This window comes from Neisseria meningitidis (genome assembly GCF_022869645.1).
GTDB classification, from domain to species: domain Bacteria; phylum Pseudomonadota; class Gammaproteobacteria; order Burkholderiales; family Neisseriaceae; genus Neisseria; species Neisseria meningitidis.
On sequence record NZ_CP064367.1, the window covers coordinates 1,682,262 to 1,702,667 of the forward strand.

General features: G+C 51.7%; 16 protein-coding genes and 1 pseudogene. 13 read left to right on the forward strand and 4 right to left on the reverse strand.

All coding sequences use genetic code 11. The features are described 5' to 3' along the window. Positions 1-214: 214 nt before the first annotated feature. From IUJ45_RS08555 to IUJ45_RS08600, 10 genes are all read left to right on the forward strand, one after another. On the forward strand, positions 215-1,447 hold the full coding sequence (locus IUJ45_RS08555; RefSeq protein WP_002245907.1) for a multidrug effflux MFS transporter: 1,233 nt from the start codon (positions 215-217) through the stop codon (positions 1,445-1,447). Between the two features lie 38 nt (positions 1,448-1,485). Further along, entirely contained in the window at positions 1,486-2,613 is a 1,128-nt protein-coding gene (gene pheA / locus IUJ45_RS08560; protein ID WP_010981272.1) for a prephenate dehydratase, read from the forward strand. Positions 2,614-2,646: 33 nt separating this feature from the next. Next, positions 2,647-3,438, forward strand: coding sequence for a DNA repair protein RecO (gene recO, locus IUJ45_RS08565; RefSeq protein ID WP_002245908.1), 792 nt, complete (start codon positions 2,647-2,649; stop codon positions 3,436-3,438). A gap of 23 nt (positions 3,439-3,461) precedes the next feature. Beyond that, positions 3,462-4,190, forward strand: coding sequence for a pyridoxine 5'-phosphate synthase (gene pdxJ / locus IUJ45_RS08570; RefSeq protein ID WP_002229055.1), 729 nt, complete (start codon positions 3,462-3,464; stop codon positions 4,188-4,190). Between the two features lie 46 nt (positions 4,191-4,236). Next, on the forward strand, positions 4,237-5,016 hold the full coding sequence (locus IUJ45_RS08575; RefSeq protein ID WP_002212539.1) for a TauD/TfdA family dioxygenase: 780 nt from the start codon (positions 4,237-4,239) through the stop codon (positions 5,014-5,016). Positions 5,017-5,025: 9 nt separating this feature from the next. Then, positions 5,026-5,793, forward strand: coding sequence for a sulfite exporter TauE/SafE family protein (locus IUJ45_RS08580; protein WP_002245909.1), 768 nt, complete (start codon positions 5,026-5,028; stop codon positions 5,791-5,793). 200 nt (positions 5,794-5,993) lie between these two features. Beyond that, a complete protein-coding gene (acpS, locus tag IUJ45_RS08585) occupies positions 5,994-6,371 on the forward strand; it encodes a holo-ACP synthase (protein WP_002245911.1) in 378 nt (125 codons plus the stop codon). A gap of 76 nt (positions 6,372-6,447) precedes the next feature. Continuing rightward, positions 6,448-7,257 (forward strand): NUDIX domain-containing protein, encoded by an 810-nt coding sequence (locus IUJ45_RS08590; protein WP_002245912.1) that lies wholly within the window; start codon positions 6,448-6,450, stop codon positions 7,255-7,257. Beyond that, entirely contained in the window at positions 7,250-7,672 is a 423-nt protein-coding gene (locus IUJ45_RS08595) for a hypothetical protein (RefSeq protein ID WP_002216567.1), read from the forward strand. The genes IUJ45_RS08590 and IUJ45_RS08595 overlap by 8 nt, the downstream gene beginning before the upstream one ends. A 48-nt stretch (positions 7,673-7,720) precedes the next feature. Next, positions 7,721-8,863, forward strand: a complete 1,143-nt coding sequence (locus tag IUJ45_RS08600) for a THUMP domain-containing class I SAM-dependent RNA methyltransferase (protein WP_002247086.1) — start codon at positions 7,721-7,723, stop codon at positions 8,861-8,863. 300 nt (positions 8,864-9,163) lie between these two features. On the opposite strand, the gene IUJ45_RS08605 is transcribed toward IUJ45_RS08600, so the two are convergent. From IUJ45_RS08605 to tsaE, 3 genes are all read right to left on the reverse strand, one after another. Next, entirely contained in the window at positions 9,164-9,982 is an 819-nt protein-coding gene (locus IUJ45_RS08605) for a Fic family protein (protein ID WP_082308723.1), read from the reverse strand. 79 nt (positions 9,983-10,061) lie between these two features. Then, positions 10,062-11,312, reverse strand: coding sequence for an N-acetylmuramoyl-L-alanine amidase (locus IUJ45_RS08610; RefSeq protein WP_002247147.1), 1,251 nt, complete (start codon positions 11,310-11,312; stop codon positions 10,062-10,064). Further along, positions 11,309-11,770, reverse strand: coding sequence for a tRNA (adenosine(37)-N6)-threonylcarbamoyltransferase complex ATPase subunit type 1 TsaE (gene tsaE / locus IUJ45_RS08615; RefSeq protein WP_002245914.1), 462 nt, complete (start codon positions 11,768-11,770; stop codon positions 11,309-11,311). The genes IUJ45_RS08610 and tsaE overlap by 4 nt, the downstream gene beginning before the upstream one ends. 201 nt (positions 11,771-11,971) lie before the next feature. Between tsaE and murI the strand changes: the two genes are divergently transcribed. Next, positions 11,972-12,784: a glutamate racemase gene (gene murI, locus IUJ45_RS08620; protein ID WP_002223465.1), complete on the forward strand. Its 813-nt coding sequence runs from the start codon at positions 11,972-11,974 to the stop codon at positions 12,782-12,784. A 953-nt stretch (positions 12,785-13,737) separates the two neighbouring features. On the opposite strand, the gene IUJ45_RS08625 is transcribed toward murI, so the two are convergent. After that, the gene (locus IUJ45_RS08625) at positions 13,738-14,040 is read right to left on the reverse strand and encodes a hypothetical protein (protein WP_033911896.1); all 303 of its coding nucleotides are present in this window, start codon (positions 14,038-14,040) and stop codon (positions 13,738-13,740) included. A gap of 1,114 nt (positions 14,041-15,154) precedes the next feature. Here IUJ45_RS08625 and IUJ45_RS08630 point away from each other — a divergent pair. Next, positions 15,155-17,250 (forward strand): annotated as a pseudogene (locus IUJ45_RS08630) (transferrin-binding protein-like solute binding protein). Between the two features lie 86 nt (positions 17,251-17,336). Further along, complete coding sequence (tbpA, locus tag IUJ45_RS08635; protein ID WP_082308685.1) at positions 17,337-20,069, forward strand: transferrin-binding protein TbpA; 2,733 nt, start codon at positions 17,337-17,339, stop codon at positions 20,067-20,069. Positions 20,070-20,406 lie beyond the last annotated feature (337 nt).

Sequence of the window (20,406 nt, forward strand, 5' to 3'; positions counted from 1 at the left end):
CTTGGTGCTTCAGCACCTTAGAGAATCGTTCTCTTTGAGCTAAGGCAAGGCAACGCCGTACTGGTTTTTGTTAATCCACTATATCGTTCCGGTTCGTCCGGTTTTGCCGGGGCTTTTGTTGCCGCCTGTTTGTGCCGGTGTGTTAAAATTTTCCGTTTCCGCGTATTGTGTTTTCCGCCGCCGGGCGGTTTGTTTGCGAATCGGACGAGAATTTATGCCTTCTGCCCATTATCCTGAAATGAGCGAAAAACTGATGGCGGTTTTGATGGCGATGCTGGTTACGCTGATGCCGTTTTCCATCGATGCCTACCTGCCCGCGATTCCCGAAATGGCGCAGTCGCTGAACGCGGATGTCCACCGCATCGAACAGAGCCTGAGTTTGTTTATGTTCGGCACGGCGTTCGGACAGGTGGTCGGCGGTTCGGTGTCCGACATCAAAGGGCGCAAACCCGTCGCGCTGACCGGACTGGCCGTCTACTGCCTTGCCGTTGCCGCCATCGTATTTGCTTCGAGTGCCGAACAGCTCCTCAACCTGCGCGTCGTGCAGGCATTCGGTGCGGGCATGACTGTGGTCATCGTCGGCGCAATGGTGCGCGATTATTATTCCGGACGCAAAGCCGCCCAGATGTTTGCCCTTATCGGCATCATTTTGATGGTTGTGCCGCTGGTCGCACCCATGGTCGGCGCATTGTTGCAGGGCTTGGGTGGCTGGCAGGCGATTTTTGTTTTTCTGGCGGCGTATTCGCTGGTGCTGCTCGGTTTGGTACAGTATTTCCTGCCCAAGCCCGCCGTCGGCGGCAAAATCGGCAGGGATGTGTTCGGGCTGGTGGCTGGGCGGTTCAAACGCGTATTGAAAACCCGTGCCGCGATGGGTTATCTGTTTTTTCAGGCATTCAGCTTCGGTTCGATGTTCGCCTTTCTGACCGAATCTTCCTTCGTGTACCAGCAGCTCTACCACGTTACGCCGCACCAGTACGCTTGGGCGTTTGCACTCAACATCATCACGATGATGTTTTTCAACCGTATTACCGCGTGGCGGCTCAAAACCGGCGTGCATCCGCAAAGCATCCTGCTGTGGGGGATTGTCGTCCAGTTTGCCGCCAACCTGTCCCAACTCGCCGCCGTGCTGTTTTTCGGGTTGCCCCCGTTTTGGCTGCTGGTCGCGTGCGTGATGTTTTCCGTCGGTACGCAGGGCTTGGTCGGTGCAAACACGCAGGCGTGTTTTATGTCCTATTTCAAAGAAGAGGGCGGCAGCGCAAACGCCGTATTGGGTGTATTCCAATCTTTAATCGGCGCGGGGGTGGGTATGGCGGCGACCTTCTTGCACGACGGTTCGGCAACCGTGATGGCGGCAACCATGACCGCGTCTACCTCTTGCGGCATTGCGCTTTTGTGGCTCTGCTCGCATCGTGCGTGGAAAGAAAACGGGCAAAGCGAATACCTTTAACGGAAAATGCCGTCTGAAACCGTTTCAGACGGCATTTGATGTTAGAATGCACGGCAAACCACCGTTCAGGCGAAATTATGTCCCAAACTATCGACGAACTCCTCCTTCCCCACCGCAACGCCATCGACACCATCGATGCCGAAATCCTGCGCCTGCTCAACGAACGTGCGCAACACGCCCACGCCATCGGCGAGCTGAAAGGCACGGGCGCAGTGTACCGTCCCGAACGCGAAGTCGCCGTGTTGCGCCGCATTCAGGATTTGAACAAAGGCCCGCTGCCCGACGAATCGGTAGCACGCCTGTTTCGGGAAGTGATGAGCGAGTGCCTCGCCGTCGAACGCCCGCTGACCATCGCCTATCTGGGGCCGCAGGGCACGTTTACCCAGCAGGCGGCGATCAAGCATTTCGGACACGCCGCGCACACCATGGCGTGTCCGACCATAGACAACTGCTTCAAGCAGGTTGAAACCCGTCAGGCGGATTATCTGGTCGCGCCCGTGGAAAACTCGACCGAAGGCTCGGTCGGGCGCACGTTGGATTTGCTTGCCGTTACCGCGTTGCAGGCGTGCGGCGAAGTCGTTTTGCGCATCCACCACAACCTTTTGCGTAAAAACAACGGCAGCACCGAAGGCATTGCCAAAGTCTTTTCCCACGCGCAGGCGTTGGCGCAGTGCAACGACTGGTTGGGCAGACACCTGCCCAACGCCGAACGGATTGCCGTGTCCAGCAATGCCGAAGCCGCAAGGCTGGTTGCCGAATCGGACGACGGTACGGTTGCCGCCATCGCCGGACGCACGGCGGCGGAAATCTACGGACTCGATATGGTTGCCGAGTGCATCGAAGACGAACCGAACAACACCACGCGCTTCTTGGTGATGGGACATCACGAAACCGGTGCAAGCGGCAGCGACAAGACTTCGCTGGCCGTTTCCGCGCCCAACCGGGCAGGCGCGGTTGCCTCGCTGCTGCAACCGCTGACTGAGTCGGGTATTTCCATGACCAAGTTTGAGAGCCGTCCGAGTAAATCCGTTTTGTGGGAATACCTGTTCTTCATCGACATCGAAGGACACCGCCGGGACGCGCAGATTCAGACGGCATTGGAACGCTTGGGCGAACGCGCTTCGTTCGTCAAAGTCATCGGTTCGTACCCGACCGCCGTTTTGTAGCGGCGGCAGCGTTCAGACGGCATTTCAGGCATGATGTCCGAACACCGAGTCAACCACGAACCCGTCTTCCTGTTGGCTTCCTCGCCCTGGCGCGAAAGCAGCCTGCGGGTCGAAGCGTTCAGCCGCCGTTACGGGCGTGTGGCACTTTTGGCAAGAAGCGCGCGCAAACGGCAGAGCGAATTGCGCGGCGTGTTGGTGCCGTTTGTGCTGGTGAGTGCGTCTTGGTATGGTTCGCAAGAGTTGAAGACCCTACATCGCGCCGAATGGATAGGCGGGTGGCCGCAGCCGCAGGGTAGGGCTTTGTTCAGCGGATTGTATGTGAACGAGTTGATGCTGAAGTTGACCGTCCGCGAAGATCCGTTGCCCGAGTTATACGACGCGTTGGCGGAAGTGATGGAGGCGGTGTGCTGCAAAGCCGCTTATATCGACGACTTGCGCCGTTTCGAGTGGCGGCTGCTGAACCTGTTGGGCGTTGCCCCCGATTTGAACCGCGACGGGGACGGCGGGACGATTGCGGCAGGCGGCACATACCTTGTCCGCCCGGAAACAGCCGTCTTCCCCGTCGGAAAAGGATTTGCCGTACCGCCGCACGCCGCCGGCGTTGTCGCCCCCGGGCAGAGCCTGATCGATTTGCGCGAAGGCAGTTTCCGCACTGCCGAAAGCCTGCAACAGGCATTGAAAATCACACGGCTTTTTATCCGCCACCTGTTGCCCGAGGGGCTGAAATCGCGGCAGGTGTTGGAACAGATACGGCAGTTTGACCGCAAAGAAACCGCCCGGGAAACCGTCCCGACTTCGGACGGCACGGCTTCAAATGCCGTCTGAAGGCAGAAATAAAAGGAAAGATTATGCTTTTAGGTGTCAACATCGACCACATCGCTACCGTCCGCAATGCGCGCGGCACGACTTATCCCAGCCCCGTGGAGGCGGCACTGGTTGCCGAAACGCACGGTGCCGACCTGATTACCATGCACCTGCGCGAAGACCGCCGCCACATCAAAGACGCGGACGTGTTTGCTGTCAAAAACGCCATCCGCACGCGCCTGAACCTTGAAATGGCGTTGACGGAAGAAATGCTCGAAAACGCGCTTAAAGTGATGCCGGAAGACGTGTGCATCGTGCCGGAAAAACGTCAGGAAATCACGACCGAAGGCGGCTTGGACGTATTGGCGCAACAAGACAAAATTGCCGAATTCACCAAAATCCTGACCGACGCGGGCATACGCGTGTCCTTGTTTATCGATGCCGACGACAGGCAAATCCAAGCCGCCCGTGATGTCGGCGCGCCCGTTGTCGAGCTGCACACAGGCGCGTATGCCGACGCGCGCAGCCACGCCGAACAAATCAGGCAGTTCGAGCGCATCCAAAACGGCGCGCATTTTGCCAGCGATTTGGGCTTGGTCGTCAACGCCGGACACGGACTGACCATACACAACGTTACCCCCATCGCCCAAATCCTCGCCATCCGCGAACTGAACATCGGGCATTCGCTGATTTCGCAGGCACTTTTCCTCGGATTGCCCGAGGCCGTGCGCCAAATGAAGGAGGCGATGTTCAGGGCAAGGCTGCTGCCGTAAGGGCAGGCAAACCGTTTCAGACGGCATTTCACGACAGGAGTATGTTATGAATCAAAAGTATATTTTATCTGCAAACAATAATAGTTTGATAGAAGAAATTCACAATACAGTACAGAGTATTGGGTATTGTATTGTTCGCGGTCTTAATCTAAACCATCTTGATGACAGCCGGAGAAACAAGAAATTATTTGACTTTCTATCTCAATTAGGAATGCTGACAAACCACAAAGACGATGGTTTTAAATCTATATTTTGGGATATTAAATATCGCGGCGATGACTATGTAATAAATAATGATATAACTTTCTCGGAAGATGTTGGAGAATGTCCACTTCATAGTGATTCATCTTTTAGTGAAAACCCGGAAAGTTATTTGGTTATGTATGTAGTAAAATCAGCCAATGATGGAGGTAATTCCCTATTTTTAAGTTCATCAGATATTGTCAATCAGTTATCTAAAACAGAAACCGGTAAAAAACACTTAAAAACATTAACGGGCAATTTATATCCATTTAAAACACCAGCATCATTTGATAAAAAACAAGGTGTGAGATGGGGTAATATCTTATCGGTCAATACTCAAATGATTAGATTTAGAAGTGATTGTATCTATAAAGGTATTGAAGAAAATAGAAATAAAGTATCAAAGGAAATGGTACTTGCACTTGATTATCTTATAAATGTTATAAAAAATGCGAGTGATATTCAAGAATTTTCTGCACAAGATGATGGTTTGATTATTATTGACAATGTCAATGGCTTGCATGCCAGAACTGATTATACGGATAAAAACAGGCATTATATTAGAGCAAGAATTACTGTATAAAGGACGGTTATGCAAGAAATAATGCAATCTATCGTTTTTGTTGCTGCCGCAATACTGCACGGAATTACAGGCATGGGATTTCCGATGCTCGGTACAACCGCATTGGCTTTTATCATGCCATTGTCTAAGGTTGTTGCCTTGGTGGCATTACCAAGCCTGTTAATGAGCTTGTTGGTTCTATGCAGCAATAACAAAAAGGGTTTTTGGCAAGAGATTGTTTATTATTTAAAAACCTATAAATTGCTTGCTATCGGCAGCGTCGTTGGCAGCATTTTGGGGGTGAAGTTGCTTTTGATACTTCCAGTGTCTTGGCTGCTTTTACTGATGGCAATCATTACATTGTATTATTCTGTCAATGGTATTTTAAATGTATGTGCAAAAGCAAAAAATATTCAAGTAGTTGCCAATAATAAGAATATGGTTCTTTTTGGGTTTTTGGCAGGCATCATCGGCGGTTCAACCAATGCCATGTCTCCCATATTGTTAATATTTTTGCTTAGCGAAACAGAGAATAAAAATCGTATCGCAAAATCAAGCAATCTATGCTATCTTTTGGCAAAAATTGTTCAAATATATATGCTAAGAGACCAGTATTGGTTATTAAATAAGAGTGAATACGGTTTAATATTTTTACTGTCCGTATTGTCTGTTATTGGATTGTATGTTGGAATTCGGTTAAGGACTAAGATTAGCCCAAATTTTTTTAAAATGTTAATTTTTATTGTTTTATTGGTATTGGCTCTGAAAATCGGGTATTCAGGTTTAATCAAACTTTAATTCATTATTAAATGCCTTAACTCCTTATTAAATAATTGGCACGATGTTTTAGAATTTCAAATGCAAAAGGTTACAATGAAAATTGTTACCGACAAAACCCCAAAAGTGGATATTCACGCCATTTTAACGCCCCAAGAAATTGACGGCATTCATCATCACATTCATCACTACCCGCAACCAAGGGCGAAGGAGCGCAAATTATGATTTACGGCATAGGCACAGATATTGTTTCCCTCAAGCGCATCGTCCGCCTGAGCAAAAAGTTCGGACAGGCGTTTGCCGAGCGCATCCTCACCCCCGAAGAACTGCTTGAATTCCCTCAGGCGGGCAAACCCGTCAACTACCTTGCCAAACGCTTTGCCGCCAAAGAAGCCTTCGCCAAAGCCGTCGGTACGGGCATACGCGGCGCGGTTTCCTTCCGCAACATCGGCATCGGGCACGACGCATTGGGCAAACCCGAATTTTTCTATGCCCCCGCCCTGTCCAAATGGCTGGAGGAACAAGGCATCAGCCGCGTCAGCCTCAGCATGAGCGACGAAGAAGACACCGTATTGGCGTTTGCCGTTGCCGAAAAATAAAACAGTACCCATTGGCAGGTCGGATGCCCGAATCCGACCTTTCCGGATTTTGAGACGACCTTCTCCAACCCTTCCCATGACCCAAGACACCCGACCCCTTATCCGCGTCGTTGCCGGCATCCTGCTCAACCGGGACGGCGACTACCTGCTCAGTTCCCGCCCCGAAGGTAAACCCTATGCCGGATATTGGGAATTTGCCGGCGGCAAGGTCGAAGCGGGCGAAACCGACTTCCAAGCCTTGCAACGCGAGTTTGAAGAAGAACTCGGCATCCGCATCCTCGCCGCCACGCCTTGGCTGACTAAAATCCATTCCTACGAACACGCCCGCGTCTGCCTGAAATTCCTATGGGTAAACCCCGACCAATGGATGGGCGAACCGCAATCCCGCGAAGGGCAGGAATGGTCTTGGCAGAAGGCGGGTGATTTTACCGTTGCCCCCATGCTGCCTGCCAACGGCGCGCTTTTGCGTTCGCTGTCCGTCCCGCGCCGTTTGTACGGCAGCCTGAAAACGGGTTTGTACGGTGAGAACAGTATGGGCGCGTACCGCGTCCTGCCTTTGGGTTCGGCAGAGGGAAGCGGTGCGAACGTTTTGATGGAGGCGGCGCAATGGCAGGACAGACCCGAACACGCCGACAGCGTGTGGATGATGGTACAGACCCGCGAACAATGGCGGCAGGCGCAGGAAAAGGGCGCGGATGCGGTCGTTTGGCGCGTGTGCGATGATGTTCAGGCACAAGAGGCGGCAGAAGCCCTGCGGCAGGGCGTATCCGTGCCGCTCGTACTTGCAGCAAACGGACAGACGGTTGCACGTTATGGAAAACTATGGCTCGGATTGGGGGCGCACGTGGTGGTAAGGGATGAAACAATAGGGAAGAATCATGAATAAAAACCGTAAATTACTGCTTGCCGCACTGCTGCTGATTGCCTTTGCCGCCGTCAAGCTCGTTTTGTTGCAATGGTGGCAGGCGCAGCAGCCGCAAGCTGTGGCGGCGCAATGCGATTTGACCGAGGGTTGCACGCTGCCGGACGGAAGCCGCGTCCGCGCCGCCGCCGTTTCAACCAAAAAACCGTTTGATATTTATATCGAACACGCGCCCGCCGGCACGGAACAGGTCAGCATCAGCTTCAGTATGAAAAATATGGATATGGGTTTCAACCGCTATATGTTCGAGCGGCAACCGTCGGGGACTTGGCAGGCAGTACGCATCCGCCTGCCCATCTGTGTCGAAGGCAGGCGCGATTTTACGGCGGACATTACAATCGGCAGCCGGACATTTCAGACGGCATTTACCGCCGAATAAACCTTTCAATCCGCCATTGCCGGAACATCCGTCCGGAAAGGACACGTTATGAATACTTTATATACACTTTTCGCCACCTGCCCGCGCGGCTTGGAGACCGTTTTATCTCAAGAACTCGAAAGCCTCGGCTGTACCGATGTACAAGTGTTTGACGGCGGCGTTTCCTGCCGGGGCGGATTGGAACAGGTTTACGCCGCCAACCTGCATTCGCGTACTGCCAGCCGTATCCTGCTGCGCCTGACCAAAGGGACATACCGCAATGAGCGCGACATCTACAAACTCGCCAAAAATATCAACTGGTTTAATTGGTTTACTTTACAGCAGACGTTCAAAGTCAAAGTCGAGGCAAAGCGTGCCAACGTTAAGAGCATCCAATTTGTCGGACTGACCGTCAAAGATGCCGTCTGCGACGCTTTCCGCGACATTTACGACGCACGTCCGAGCGTGGACAAAGCCGCGCCCGATGTTCGCATCCACGCCTTTTTGGACGAACGCAATGTCGAAATCTTCATCGACACTTCGGGCGAAGCCCTGTTCAAACGCGGCTACCGTCTCGATACCGGCGAAGCCCCGCTGCGCGAAAACCTTGCCGCCGGATTGCTGCTCTCGGCAGGCTACGACGGCACGCAGCCGTTTCAAGACCCGTTTTGCGGCAGCGGCACGATTGCTATCGAAGCCGCTTGGATTGCCGCCCGCCGCGCGCCGGGTATGATGCGCCGTTTCGGTTTTGAAAAACTGCAAAATTTCGATAAAACGCTGTGGTCGGATTTGCGCCGCCGTGCCGAAGCGCAGGTTAAACCGGCTTTTGCACCGATTTCGGGCAGCGACAGCGACCGCCGCATCATTCAGACGGCATTGGCCAACGCACGCAGTGCCGGGGTGGACGACATCGTTTCCTTCAGCGTTGCCGACGCGCAATCCGTCCGTCCGAACGGCGTGGGCGGCATTATGGTGTCCAATCCGCCCTACGGTGTGCGCCTTGAGGAAGTCCGTGTCTTGCAGGCGCTTTATCCGCAGTTGGGGACGTGGTTGAAGAAATATTACGCAGGCTGGTTGGCGGCAATGTTTACCGGAGATCGGGAAATGCCCAAATTCATGCGCCTGTCGCCAAAACGCAAAATTCCGCTTTATAACGGCAACCTCGATTGCCGCCTGTTCCTGATTGATATGGTGCAGGGATCGAACCGTTGAGGAAAGTGTACAAAAATGCCGTCTGAAAAATGTTCAGACGGCTTTTTTTAATATCCGGCCGATATTATAGTGGATTAACAAAAATCAGGATTAGGCGACGAAGCCGCAGACAGTACAAATAGTACGGAACCGATTCACTTGGTGCTTGAGCACCTTAGAGAATCGTTCTCTTTGAGCTAAGGCGAGGCAACGCTGTACTGGTTTTTGTTAATTCACTATAACCGAAGGTAAGGGAGGGGCGTGTCCATTTTGCCGCCGCATTTGCCGCGTGCGGAAGATACGGATAACAACCCCTTGGAATTAAAGGGAGAAGTTGCGGAAAATATCCACATCAGGCTGGGGACCGTACTTATTTACGGTATTTTCGTATGCCGAAATAAAATATTTCTTGAATAAACCGTAATCGCCGGTTTCGTAATAGGCTACGACAGCCTCGGCATAGGCGGGATAACTGTCGGGGGAGAATACGCAAGGAAAAAAACCGGAGCGCATCAGCGACAAGGTCATGCAGTTTCTGGCAGTACGTTTATTGCAATCTTTAAAATATTGAAGATACGCCAAATTATTATGGAGATAAACGGCGCGGTCGAAAGGATTTTCTATTTTGGGAGCTTCTTGAAGCAACCATTTTAATTCCGTATCCAAACTTTGCGGGTTAGATAAAGGGGTGTAGTCTGTCCCGCTTATGGTAACGCTGTCGCGGCGGACTACGCCGCCGGAGCCTTTTTCCAGTAAGTTTTCGGAAATCAGGCTGTGGGTGGTTTTTAAGAAATCCAACCAGTCAAACGGCTCGGGGCTGTCCAAACCGGACAGCAGGTGCCGGTAACTTTCCCTCAGGTTGATTAACATTACGGCATCCGAATATAACTTCCCGCCTGCGGTTTGCCCGAGTTTAAGCAATGCCTGCGTATCGTATTGATTATAAGTGTTTCCTTCCAATTTGGCAGAACTGTACACAAAATCGATACCGATTTCTTCAATATTACGCACGGAGTCCGTTAAAACAGATAAAGGAAGCCGATCGGACAATTCGGTCAGGTATTCTTGTTCGCCGGCTGTAAAAATGGAGCGGATATTTAAAAAATCCTGTTGGTATCTCAATTTATCCATACCTTTCATCATAAAAACGCGGTTTGGGGCGGAAGTAGGTTTATGCCTGCCTTCATCCGACAACTATATTGAAACACCGCCTTTTCAATCAACCCCGCTTCAATACGGATGTATTGATGTAGCGTTGGACACCCGAGGCAATGGATTGGGCGCACTGTCGGCGGAAGGATTCGCTGCCCAGCAGCTTCTCTTCGGCAGGGTTGGACAGGAAGGCGGTTTCGACCAGGATAGACGGCATATCGGGTGCGCGCAAAACGGCGAAATTGGCTTCGTCCACCCTGCCTTTGTGCAGATGGTTGAGCCTGCCCAATTCTTCAAGCACCAGTTTGCCGAGTTTGCGGCTGTCGCGCAGTGTGGCGGTTTGGGTCATATCGAGCAGGGCGGTATCGACGTTGCGGTTGCCGCTGGTCGGTACGCCGCCGACCGCGTCGGCATTGTTTTGCGTCTGTTCTAAGAATTTGGCGGCGGAGCTGGTCGCGCCTTTGGTGTTCAACATATAAACCCCTGTGCCGCGCGCGGAGGGGCTGGTGAAAGCGTCGGCGTGGATGGAGACGAATACGTCCGCCCGCCGTGCTCGCCCTTTGGCGACACGCACGCCCAAGGGGATGAACACGTCTTCGTTGCGCGTCATAAAGACGTTGTAACCCAAGGCTTCCAATTGTTTTTTGGTTTCGCGGGCGATGGAGAGGACGACGTGTTTTTCCTGCAAACCGCCCGAGCTGACGGCGCCGGGGTCTTCGCCGCCGTGTCCGGGGTCGATCATAATGACGGGTCTGCGTCCGTTTCTGCCGCGCCCGGGTTGGGGCGTGGTGTTTTGGGCGAGGTCGGCTTCGGGAGAGCCGCGCAGGGTTTTGTTCAGGCTGCCGTTGAGCAGCGCCATCATCGGATCGTCGGCATCCATCCCTTGCGGATAGAGATCGACGACGAGGCGGTTTTTAAAGCCGCCGACGGGGGGGAGGGAAAAAACTTGCGCGTAGGAAGGCTGTTTCAAATCGATGACGAGGCGGACGGTGTCGGGCGTGTTCTGACCGGCGCGTATATTGCGGATAAAGGGGTCGTCCGCCATAACCTTCTGAGACAGTCCGTGCAATACGGTATTGATGTTCGCGTTTTGTATGTCGACGACCAACCTGCCCGGGTTGTCGAGCGTGAAGTGTTGGTATTTGAGCGCGGTTGTGCTTTCCAGCGTCAGGCGGGTGTAGGTGTGCGACGGCCATATCCGTACGGCGGTAAACTGCGGGGCGCGTACCGTTTTGGCAACGGCGGATGCGATGGGGCTTAGGGCGAACAGTGTGCCGGCGGTGCGGCGGATGATTTGTCTTCGTGTCAGTTTGGTCATAGCGGCAGGCTTTCGCGTCCTCGTTCGGTATGGGCGGTCAGCAGGCATTTTCTGCCGCCGCCGTCGTGTGTCAATGTTGCGGTGATGTCGGCGGGCGGGGTAAATTCGCCTCCCTGTTGCGGCCATTCGATCAGGCAGACGCTGTTTGCGGCAAACAGTTCGTCAAGCCCCGCGTCTTCCCATTCTTCGGGGAACGAGAAGCGGTAGAGGTCGAAATGGTGCAAGGTGAAGCGTTCCAGCGGATAAGATTCGACGATGGCGTAGGTCGGGCTTTTGACTGCGCCCTGATGACCCAATCCGCGCAGGATGCCGCGTGTCAGCGTGGTTTTGCCCGCACCCAAATCCCCTTCGAGGTAAATGACCAGCGGTGCGTTTAAACGGGAAGACCACGCCGCACCCAAATCGAGTGTGGCGGCTTCGTCGGCAAGGAATCGGGAGATAGAGGGTAAATCAGACATGGAAACGGTTTGTTGTAAGGTCTAGGGTATTATGGGCAGTTTTGCAGGTTTTGCAAACTTTGCACCCGAGGGGCGGATGCTTCTTGTCCGAGCATTATAACAGCCAAATCCGCGTTCTGCTTTCAGACGGCAACGGCTGTCAAGAAAAAGCGGCGCGTGTACAATACGCGGATTGTATGTTTAGGACAGATTGGAAAAAGGATGGAAAATATCGGCAGGCAGCGACCCATCGGCGTTTTTGACTCGGGAATCGGCGGTTTGACCAATGTACGCGCGCTGATGGAGCGGCTGCCGATGGAGAACATCATTTATTTCGGCGACACGGCGCGCGTGCCTTACGGGACGAAATCTAAGGCGACCATCGAAAATTTCTCGATGCAGATTGTCGATTTTTTATTGGAACACGATGTTAAGGCGATGGTTATCGCGTGCAATACGATTGCGGCGGTGGCGGGGCAGAAAATCCGTCAAAAGACGGGCAATATGCCTGTGTTGGACGTGATTTCCGCCGGCGCGAAAGCCGCGCTAGCAACCACGCGCAACAATAAAATCGGCATTATCGCCACCAATACCACAGTCAACAGCAACGCCTATGCGCGCGCCATCCATAGGAACAACCCCGACACGCTCGTCCGCACGCAGGCCGCGCCGCTGCTCGTCCCTTTGGTGGAAGAGGGCTGGTTGGAACACGAAGTTACCCGCCTGACCGTATGCGAATACCTCAAACCATTGCTTGCAGACGGCATCGATACGCTGGTGTTGGGCTGCACGCACTTTCCCTTGCTCAAACCCTTAATCGGCAGGGAGGCGGGCAATGTCGCGTTGGTTGATTCTGCAATTACAACGGCCGAAGAAACCGCACGCGTCCTTGCTCAGGAAGGATTGCTCAATACCGACAACAACAATCCCGACTACCGTTTTTACGTCAGCGATATTCCTTTGAAATTCAGAACCATCGGCGAGCGTTTTCTGGGCAGGACGATGGAGCAGATTGAAATGGTGTCTTTGGGTTAAAACGATGACGGAAAGCTGCCCGAGATTACAGAAACCTAAAATCCCGTCATTCCCGCGCAGGCGGGAATCTAGACATTCAATGCTAAGGCAATTTATCGGGAATGACTGAAACTCAAAAAACTGGATTCCCACTTTCGTGGGAATGACGCGAACAGAAACCTCAAATCCCGTCATTCCCGCGCAGGCGGGAATCTAGACATTCAATGCTAAGGCAATTTCTCGGAAATGACTGAAACTCAAAAAACTGGATTCCCACTTTCGTGGGAATGACGGAATGTAGGTTCGTGGGAATGACGAAGTGGAAGTTACCCGAAACTTAAAACAAGCGAAACCGAACGAACTGGATTCCCACTTTCGTGGGAATGACGGGATATACGTGGGAATGACGGGATGCAGGTTTCCGTATGGATGGATTCGTCATTCCCGCGCAGGCGGGAATCTAGGTCTGTCGGTGCGGAAACTTATCGGGTAAAACGGTTTCTTGAGATTTTGCGTCTTGGATTCCCACTTTCGTGGGAATGACGGAATGTAGGTTCGTGGGAATGACGGGATGCAGGTTTCCGTATGGATGGATTCGTCATTCCCGCGCAGGCGGGAATCTAGACATTCAATGCTAAGGCAATTTATCGGGAATGACTGAAACTCAAAAAACTGGATTCCCACTTTCGTGGGAATGACGCGAACAGAAACCGCTCCGCCGTCATTCCCGCGCAGGCGGGAATCTAGACATTCAATGCTAAGGCAATTTATCGGGAATGACTGAAACTCAAAAAACTGGATTCCCACTTTCGTGGGAATGACGGGATGTAGGTTTCCGTATGGATGGATTCGTCATTCCCGCGCAGGCGGGAATCTAGACATTCAATGCTAAGGCAATTTATCGGAAATGACTGAAACTCAAAAAACTGGATTCCCACTTTCGTGGGAATGACGAAGTGGAAGTTACCCGAAACTTAAAACAAGCGAAACCCAACGAACTGGATTCCCGCCTGCGCGGGAATGACGAATTTCAGGTTGCTGTTTTTGGTTTTCTGTTTTTGTGAAAATAACAGGATTTTAGCTTGTGGGTATTTACCGGAAAAAACAGAAACCGCTCCGCCGTCATTCCCGCGCAGGCGGGAATCCAGACATTCAATGCTAAGGCAATTTATCGGGAATGACTGAAACTCAAAAAACTGGATTCCCACTTTCGTGGGAATGACGGCAGAGCGGCTTCTGTTGCTCCCGATAAATACCGCAATCTCAAATCCCGTCATTCCCGCGCAGGCGGGAATCTAGACATTCAATGCTAAGGTAATTTCTCGGAAATGACTGAAACTCAAAAAAACTAGATTCCCACTTTTGTGGGAATGACGCGATTAGAGTTTCAAAATTTATTCTAAATAGCTGAAACTCAACGCACTGGATTCCCGCCTGCGCGGGAATGACGAAGTGGAAGTTACCCGAAACTTAAAACAAGCGAAACCGAACGAACCAGATTCCCACTTTCGTGGGAATGACGGGATGCAGGTTCGTGGGAATGACGTAGTGCAGGTTTCCGTATGGATGGATTCGTCATTCCCGCGCAGGCGGGAATCTAGACATTCAATGCTAAGGCAATTTATCGGGAATGACTGAAACTCAAAAAACTGGATTCCCACTTTCGTGGGAATGACGGAATGTAGGTTCGTGGGAATGACGTGGTGCAGGTTTCCGTATGGATGGATTCGTCATTCCCGCGCAGGCGGGAATCTAGACATTCAATGCTAAGGCAATTTATCGGGAATGACTGAAACTCAAAAAACTGGATTCCCACTTTCGTGGGAATGACGGAATGTAGGTTCGTGGGAATGACGTGGTGCAGGTTTCCGTATAGATGGATTCGTCATTCCCGCGCAGGCGGGAATCTAGGTCTGTCGGTGCGGAAACGTATCGGATAAAACGGTTTCTTCAGATTTTACGTTCTGGATTCCCACTTTCGTGGGAATGACGGCAGAGCGGCTTCTGTTGCTCCCGATAAATGCCGCAATCTCAAATCCCGTCATTCCCGCGCAGGCGGGAATCTAGACATTCAATGCTAAGGCAATTTATCGGAAATGACTGAAACTCAAAAAACTGGATTCCCGCCTGCGCGGGAATGACGAAGTGGAAGTTACCCGAAACTTAAAACAAGCGAAACCGAACGAGCCGGATTCCCACTTTCGTGGGAATGACGGGATATACGTGGGAATGACGGGATATAGGTTTCCGTGCGGACGCGTTCGGATTCCCGCCTGCGCGGGAATGACGGGATTTTGGTGTATTCCCTAAAAAAATAAAAAAGTATTTGCAAATTTGTTAAAAATAAATAAAATAATAATCCTTATCATTCTTTAATTGAATTGGGTTTATATGAACAATCCATTGGTGAATCAGGCTGCTATGGTGCTGCCGGTGTTTTTGTTGAGTGCTTGTTTGGGCGGCGGCGGCAGTTTCGATCTTGATTCTGTCGATACCGAAGCCCCGCGTCCCGCGCCAAAGTATCAAGATGTTTCTTCCGAAAAACCGCAAGCCCAAAAAGACCAAGGCGGATACGGTTTTGCGATGAGGTTGAAACGGAGGAATTGGTATCGGCAGGCGAATCCTAAAGAAGATGAGATAAAACTCTCTGAAAATGATTGGGAACAAACGGATAATGGTGATATCAAAAACCCTTCCAAACAAAAAAATATTATTAATGCCTTAACTGGAAATAATGGAGGAGCATCATTGCAAGATTCCAGTCAAGAAAATCAGGGTATATCTAAGGTTACGGGTCATCACAATTTCCAATACGTATGGTCGGGTTTTTTTATAAACAGATTGGAAGTACATTTGAAAGAAAAGATTCATCTATAACCGCAGCCCGAAGTGGGCCTGACGGTTATATTTTTTATAAAGGCAAAGATCCCTCGAGAAAACTTCCTGTTTCAGGGGAGGTTATGTACAAAGGTACTTGGGATTTTTTAACTGATGTGAAAACAAGTCAGAAATTTACAGATTTAGGAAATACTTCTACGGGACCCGGAGACCGATATAGTGCTTTTTCCGGGGAGTTGGATTATATCGTCAATAAAGATAGCGATAAAAAAGACGAGCACGTAGGTTGGGGATTAACAACGGAAATAACGGTTGATTTTGAGAAAAAAACCCTCAGCGGAAAATTAATTAAAAACAACAGGGTAAATAATGATAATGACAAACATACCACCCAATACTACAGCCTTGATGCGACGCTTAGGGGAAACCGTTTCAGCGGAAAAGCGGAAGCAACCGACAAACCCAAAAACGACGGCGAAACCAAGGAACATCCCTTTGTTTCCGACTCGTCTTCTTTGAGCGGCGGCTTTTTCGGTCCGAAGGGTGAGGAATTGGGTTTCCGCTTTTTGAGCGACGATCAAAAAGTTGCCGTTGTCGGCAGCGCGAAAACCCAAGACAAACCGAGAAATGGCGCAGTGGCTTCAGGCGGCGCAGGTGCGGCAGCATCAAACGGTGCGGCAGGCACGTCGTCTGAAAACAGTAAGCTGACCACGGTTTTGGATGCGGTTGAATTGACACTAAACGACAAGAAAATCAAAAATCTCGACAACTTCAGCAATGCCGCCCAACTGGTTGTCGACGGCATTATGATTCCGCTCCTGCCCGAGGCTTCCGAAAGTGGGAAAAATCAAGCCAATCAAGGTACAAATGGCGGAACAGCCTTTACCCGCAAATTTAACCACACGCCGAAAAGCGATGAAAAAGACACCCAAGCAGGTACGGCGGAGAATGGCAATCCAGCCGCTTCAAATACGGCAGGTGATGCCAATGGCAAAACAAAAACCTATGAAGTCGAAGTCTGCTGTTCCAACCTCAATTATCTGAAATACGGAATGTTGACGCGCAAAAACAGCAAGTCCGCGATGCAGGCAGGAGAAAGCAGTAGTCAAGCTGATGCTAAAACGGAACAAGTTGGACAAAGTATGTTCCTCCAAGGCGAGCGCACCGATGAAAAAGAGATTCCAAACGACCAAAACGTCGTTTATCGGGGGTCTTGGTACGGGCATATTGCCAACGGCACAAGCTGGAGCGGCAATGCTTCCGATAAAGAGGGCGGCAACAGGGCGGACTTTACTGTGAATTTCGGTACGAAAAAAATTAACGGCACGTTAACCGCTGACAACAGGCAGGCGGCAACCTTTACCATTGTGGGCGATATTGAGGGCAACGGTTTTTCCGGTACGGCGAAAACTGCTGACTCAGGTTTTGATCTCGATCAAAGCAATAACACCCGCACGCCTAAGGCATATATCACAAACGCCAAGGTGCAGGGCGGTTTTTACGGGCCCAAAGCCGAAGAGTTGGGCGGATGGTTTGCCTATTCGGACGATAAACAAACGAAAAATGCAACAGATGCATCCGGCAATGGAAATTCAGCAAGCAGTGCAACTGTCGTATTCGGTGCGAAACGCCAAAAGCCTGTGCAATAAGCACGGTTGCCGAACAATCAAGAATAAGGCCTCAGACGGCACCGCTCCTTCCGATACCGTCTGAAAGCGAAGAGTAGGGAAACACTATGCAACAGCAACATTTGTTCCGATTAAATATTTTATGCCTGTCTTTAATGACCGCGCTGCCCGTTTATGCAGAAAATGTGCAAGCCGGACAAGCACAGGAAAAACAGTTGGATACCATACAGGTAAAAGCCAAAAAACAGAAAACCCGCCGCGATAACGAAGTAACCGGTTTGGGCAAATTGGTCAAAACCGCCGACACCCTCAGCAAGGAACAGGTACTCGATATCCGCGACCTGACGCGTTACGACCCCGGCATCGCCGTCGTCGAACAGGGGCGCGGCGCAAGCTCGGGCTACTCGATACGCGGTATGGACAAAAACCGCGTTTCCTTGACGGTAGACGGCTTGGCGCAAATACAGTCCTACACCGCGCAGGCGGCATTGGGCGGGACGAGGACGGCGGGCAGCAGCGGCGCAATCAATGAAATCGAGTATGAAAACGTCAAAGCTGTCGAAATCAGCAAAGGCTCAAACTCGGTCGAACAAGGCAGCGGCGCATTGGCGGGCTCGGTCGCATTTCAAACCAAAACCGCCGACGATGTTATCGGGGAAGGCAGGCAGTGGGGGATTCAGAGTAAAACCGCCTATTCCGGCAAAAACCGGGGGCTTACCCAATCCATCGCGCTGGCGGGGCGCATCGGCGGTGCGGAGGCTTTGCTGATCCACACGGGTCGGCACGCGGGGGAAATCCGCACCCACGAAGATGCAGGACGCGGCGTTCAGAGCTTTAACAGGCTGGTGCCGGTTGAGGATACCCATCCGTACGCAAATTTCATCGTTGAAGAAGAATGCGAAAGCGGGAATTACGAAACGTGTAAAAGCAAACCGAAAAAAGATGTTGTCGGCAAAGACGAACGTCAAACGGTTTCCACCCGAGACTACACGGGCCCAAACCGCTTCCTCGCCGATCCGCTTTCATACGAAAGCCGATCGTGGCTGTTCCGCCCGGGTTTTCGTTTTGAAAACAAACGGCACTACATCGGCGGCATACTCGAACACACGCAACAAACTTTCGACACGCGCGATATGACGGTTCCGGCATTCCTGACCAAGGCGGTTTTTGATGAAAATAGAAAATACGGACCGATAAGAGGCAACGGCAAATACGCGGGCGACCACAAATACGGCGGTCTGTTTACCAACGGCGAAAACGGTGCGCTGGTGGGCGCGGAATACGGTACGGGCGTGTTTTACGACGAGACGCACACCAAAAGCCGCTACGGTTTGGAATATGTCTATACCAATGCCGATAAAGACACTTGGGTGGATTATGCCCGCCTCTCTTACGACCGGCAGGGCATCGGTTTGGACAATCATTTTCAGCAGACGCACTGTTCTGCCGACGGTTCGGACAAATATTGCCGCCCGAGTGCCGACAAGCCGTTTTCCTACTACAAATCCGACCGCGTGATTTACGGGGAAAGCCACAGGCTCTTGCAGGCGGCATTCAAAAAATCCTTCGATACCGCCAAAATCCGCCACAACCTGAGCGTGAATCTCGGTTTTGACCGCTTTGACTCTAATCTCCGCCATCAGGATTATTATTATCAACATGCCAACCGCGCCTATTCGTCGAAAACGCCCCCTAAAACCGCCAACCCCAACGGCGGCAAGGACCAACCCTATTGGGTCAGCATAGGCAGGGGAAATGTGGTTACGGGGCAAATCTGCCGCTTGGGCAACAATACTTATACGGACTGCACGCCGCGCAGCATCAACGGCAAAAGCTATTACGCGGCAGTTCGGGACAATGTCCGTTTGGGCAGGTGGGCGGATGTCGGCGCGGGGTTGCGCTACGACTACCGCAGCACGCATTCGGACGACGGCAGCGTTTCCACCGGCACGCACCGCACCCTGTCCTGGAACGCCGGCATCGTCCTCAAACCTACCGACTGGCTGGATTTGACTTACCGCACTTCAACCGGCTTCCGCCTGCCCTCGTTTGCGGAAATGTACGGCTGGCGGGCGGGTGTTCAAAGCAAGGCGGTCAAAATCGATCCGGAAAAATCGTTCAACAAAGAAGCCGGCATCGTGTTTAAAGGCGATTTCGGCAACTTGGAGGCAAGTTGGTTCAATAATGCCTACCGCGATTTGATTGTCCGGGGTTATGAAGCGCAAATTCAAAACGGCAAAGAAACAGCCAAAGGCGACCCGGCTTACCTCAATGCCCAAAGCGCGCGGATTACCGGCATCAATGTTTTGGGCAAAATCGATTGGAACGGCGTATGGGATAAATTGCCCGAAGGTTGGTATTCTACATTTGCCTATAATCGTGTCCATGTCCGCGACATCAAAAAACGCGCAGACCGCACCGATATTCAATCACACCTGTTTGATGCCATCCAACCCTCGCGCTATGTCGTCGGCTTGGGCTATGACCAACCGGAAGGCAAATGGGGTGTGAACGGTATGCTGACTTATTCCAAAGCCAAGGAAATCACAGAGTTGTTGGGCAGCCGGGCTTTGCTCAACGGCAACAGCCGCAATACAAAAGCCACCGCGCGCCGTACCCGCCCTTGGTATATTGTGGACGTGTCCGGTTATTACACGATTAAAAAACACTTCACCCTCCGTGCGGGCGTGTACAACCTCCTCAACTACCGCTATGTTACTTGGGAAAATGTGCGGCAAACTGCCGGCGGCGCAGTCAACCAACACAAAAATGTCGGCGTTTACAACCGATATGCCGCCCCCGGCCGAAACTACACATTTAGCTTGGAAATGAAGTTTTAAACGTCCAAATGCCGCAAATGCCGTCTGAAAGGCTTCAGACGGCATTTTTTACACAATTCCCACCGTTTCCCATCATCCCCGACAATACCGTAATCTTGAAACCCGTCATTCCCACGCAGGCGGGAATCCAGTCCGTTCGGTTTCGGTTTTTTTTGAGGTTTCGGGTAACTCTAAACCGTCATTCCTACGAAAACAGAAAATCAAAAACAGAAACCTCAAATCCCGTCATTCCCGCGAAAGTGGGAATCTAGACCTGTCGGTGCGGAAACTTATCGGATAAAACGGTTTCTTTAGATTTTACGTTCTAGATTCCCGCTTTCGCGGGAATGACGGGATG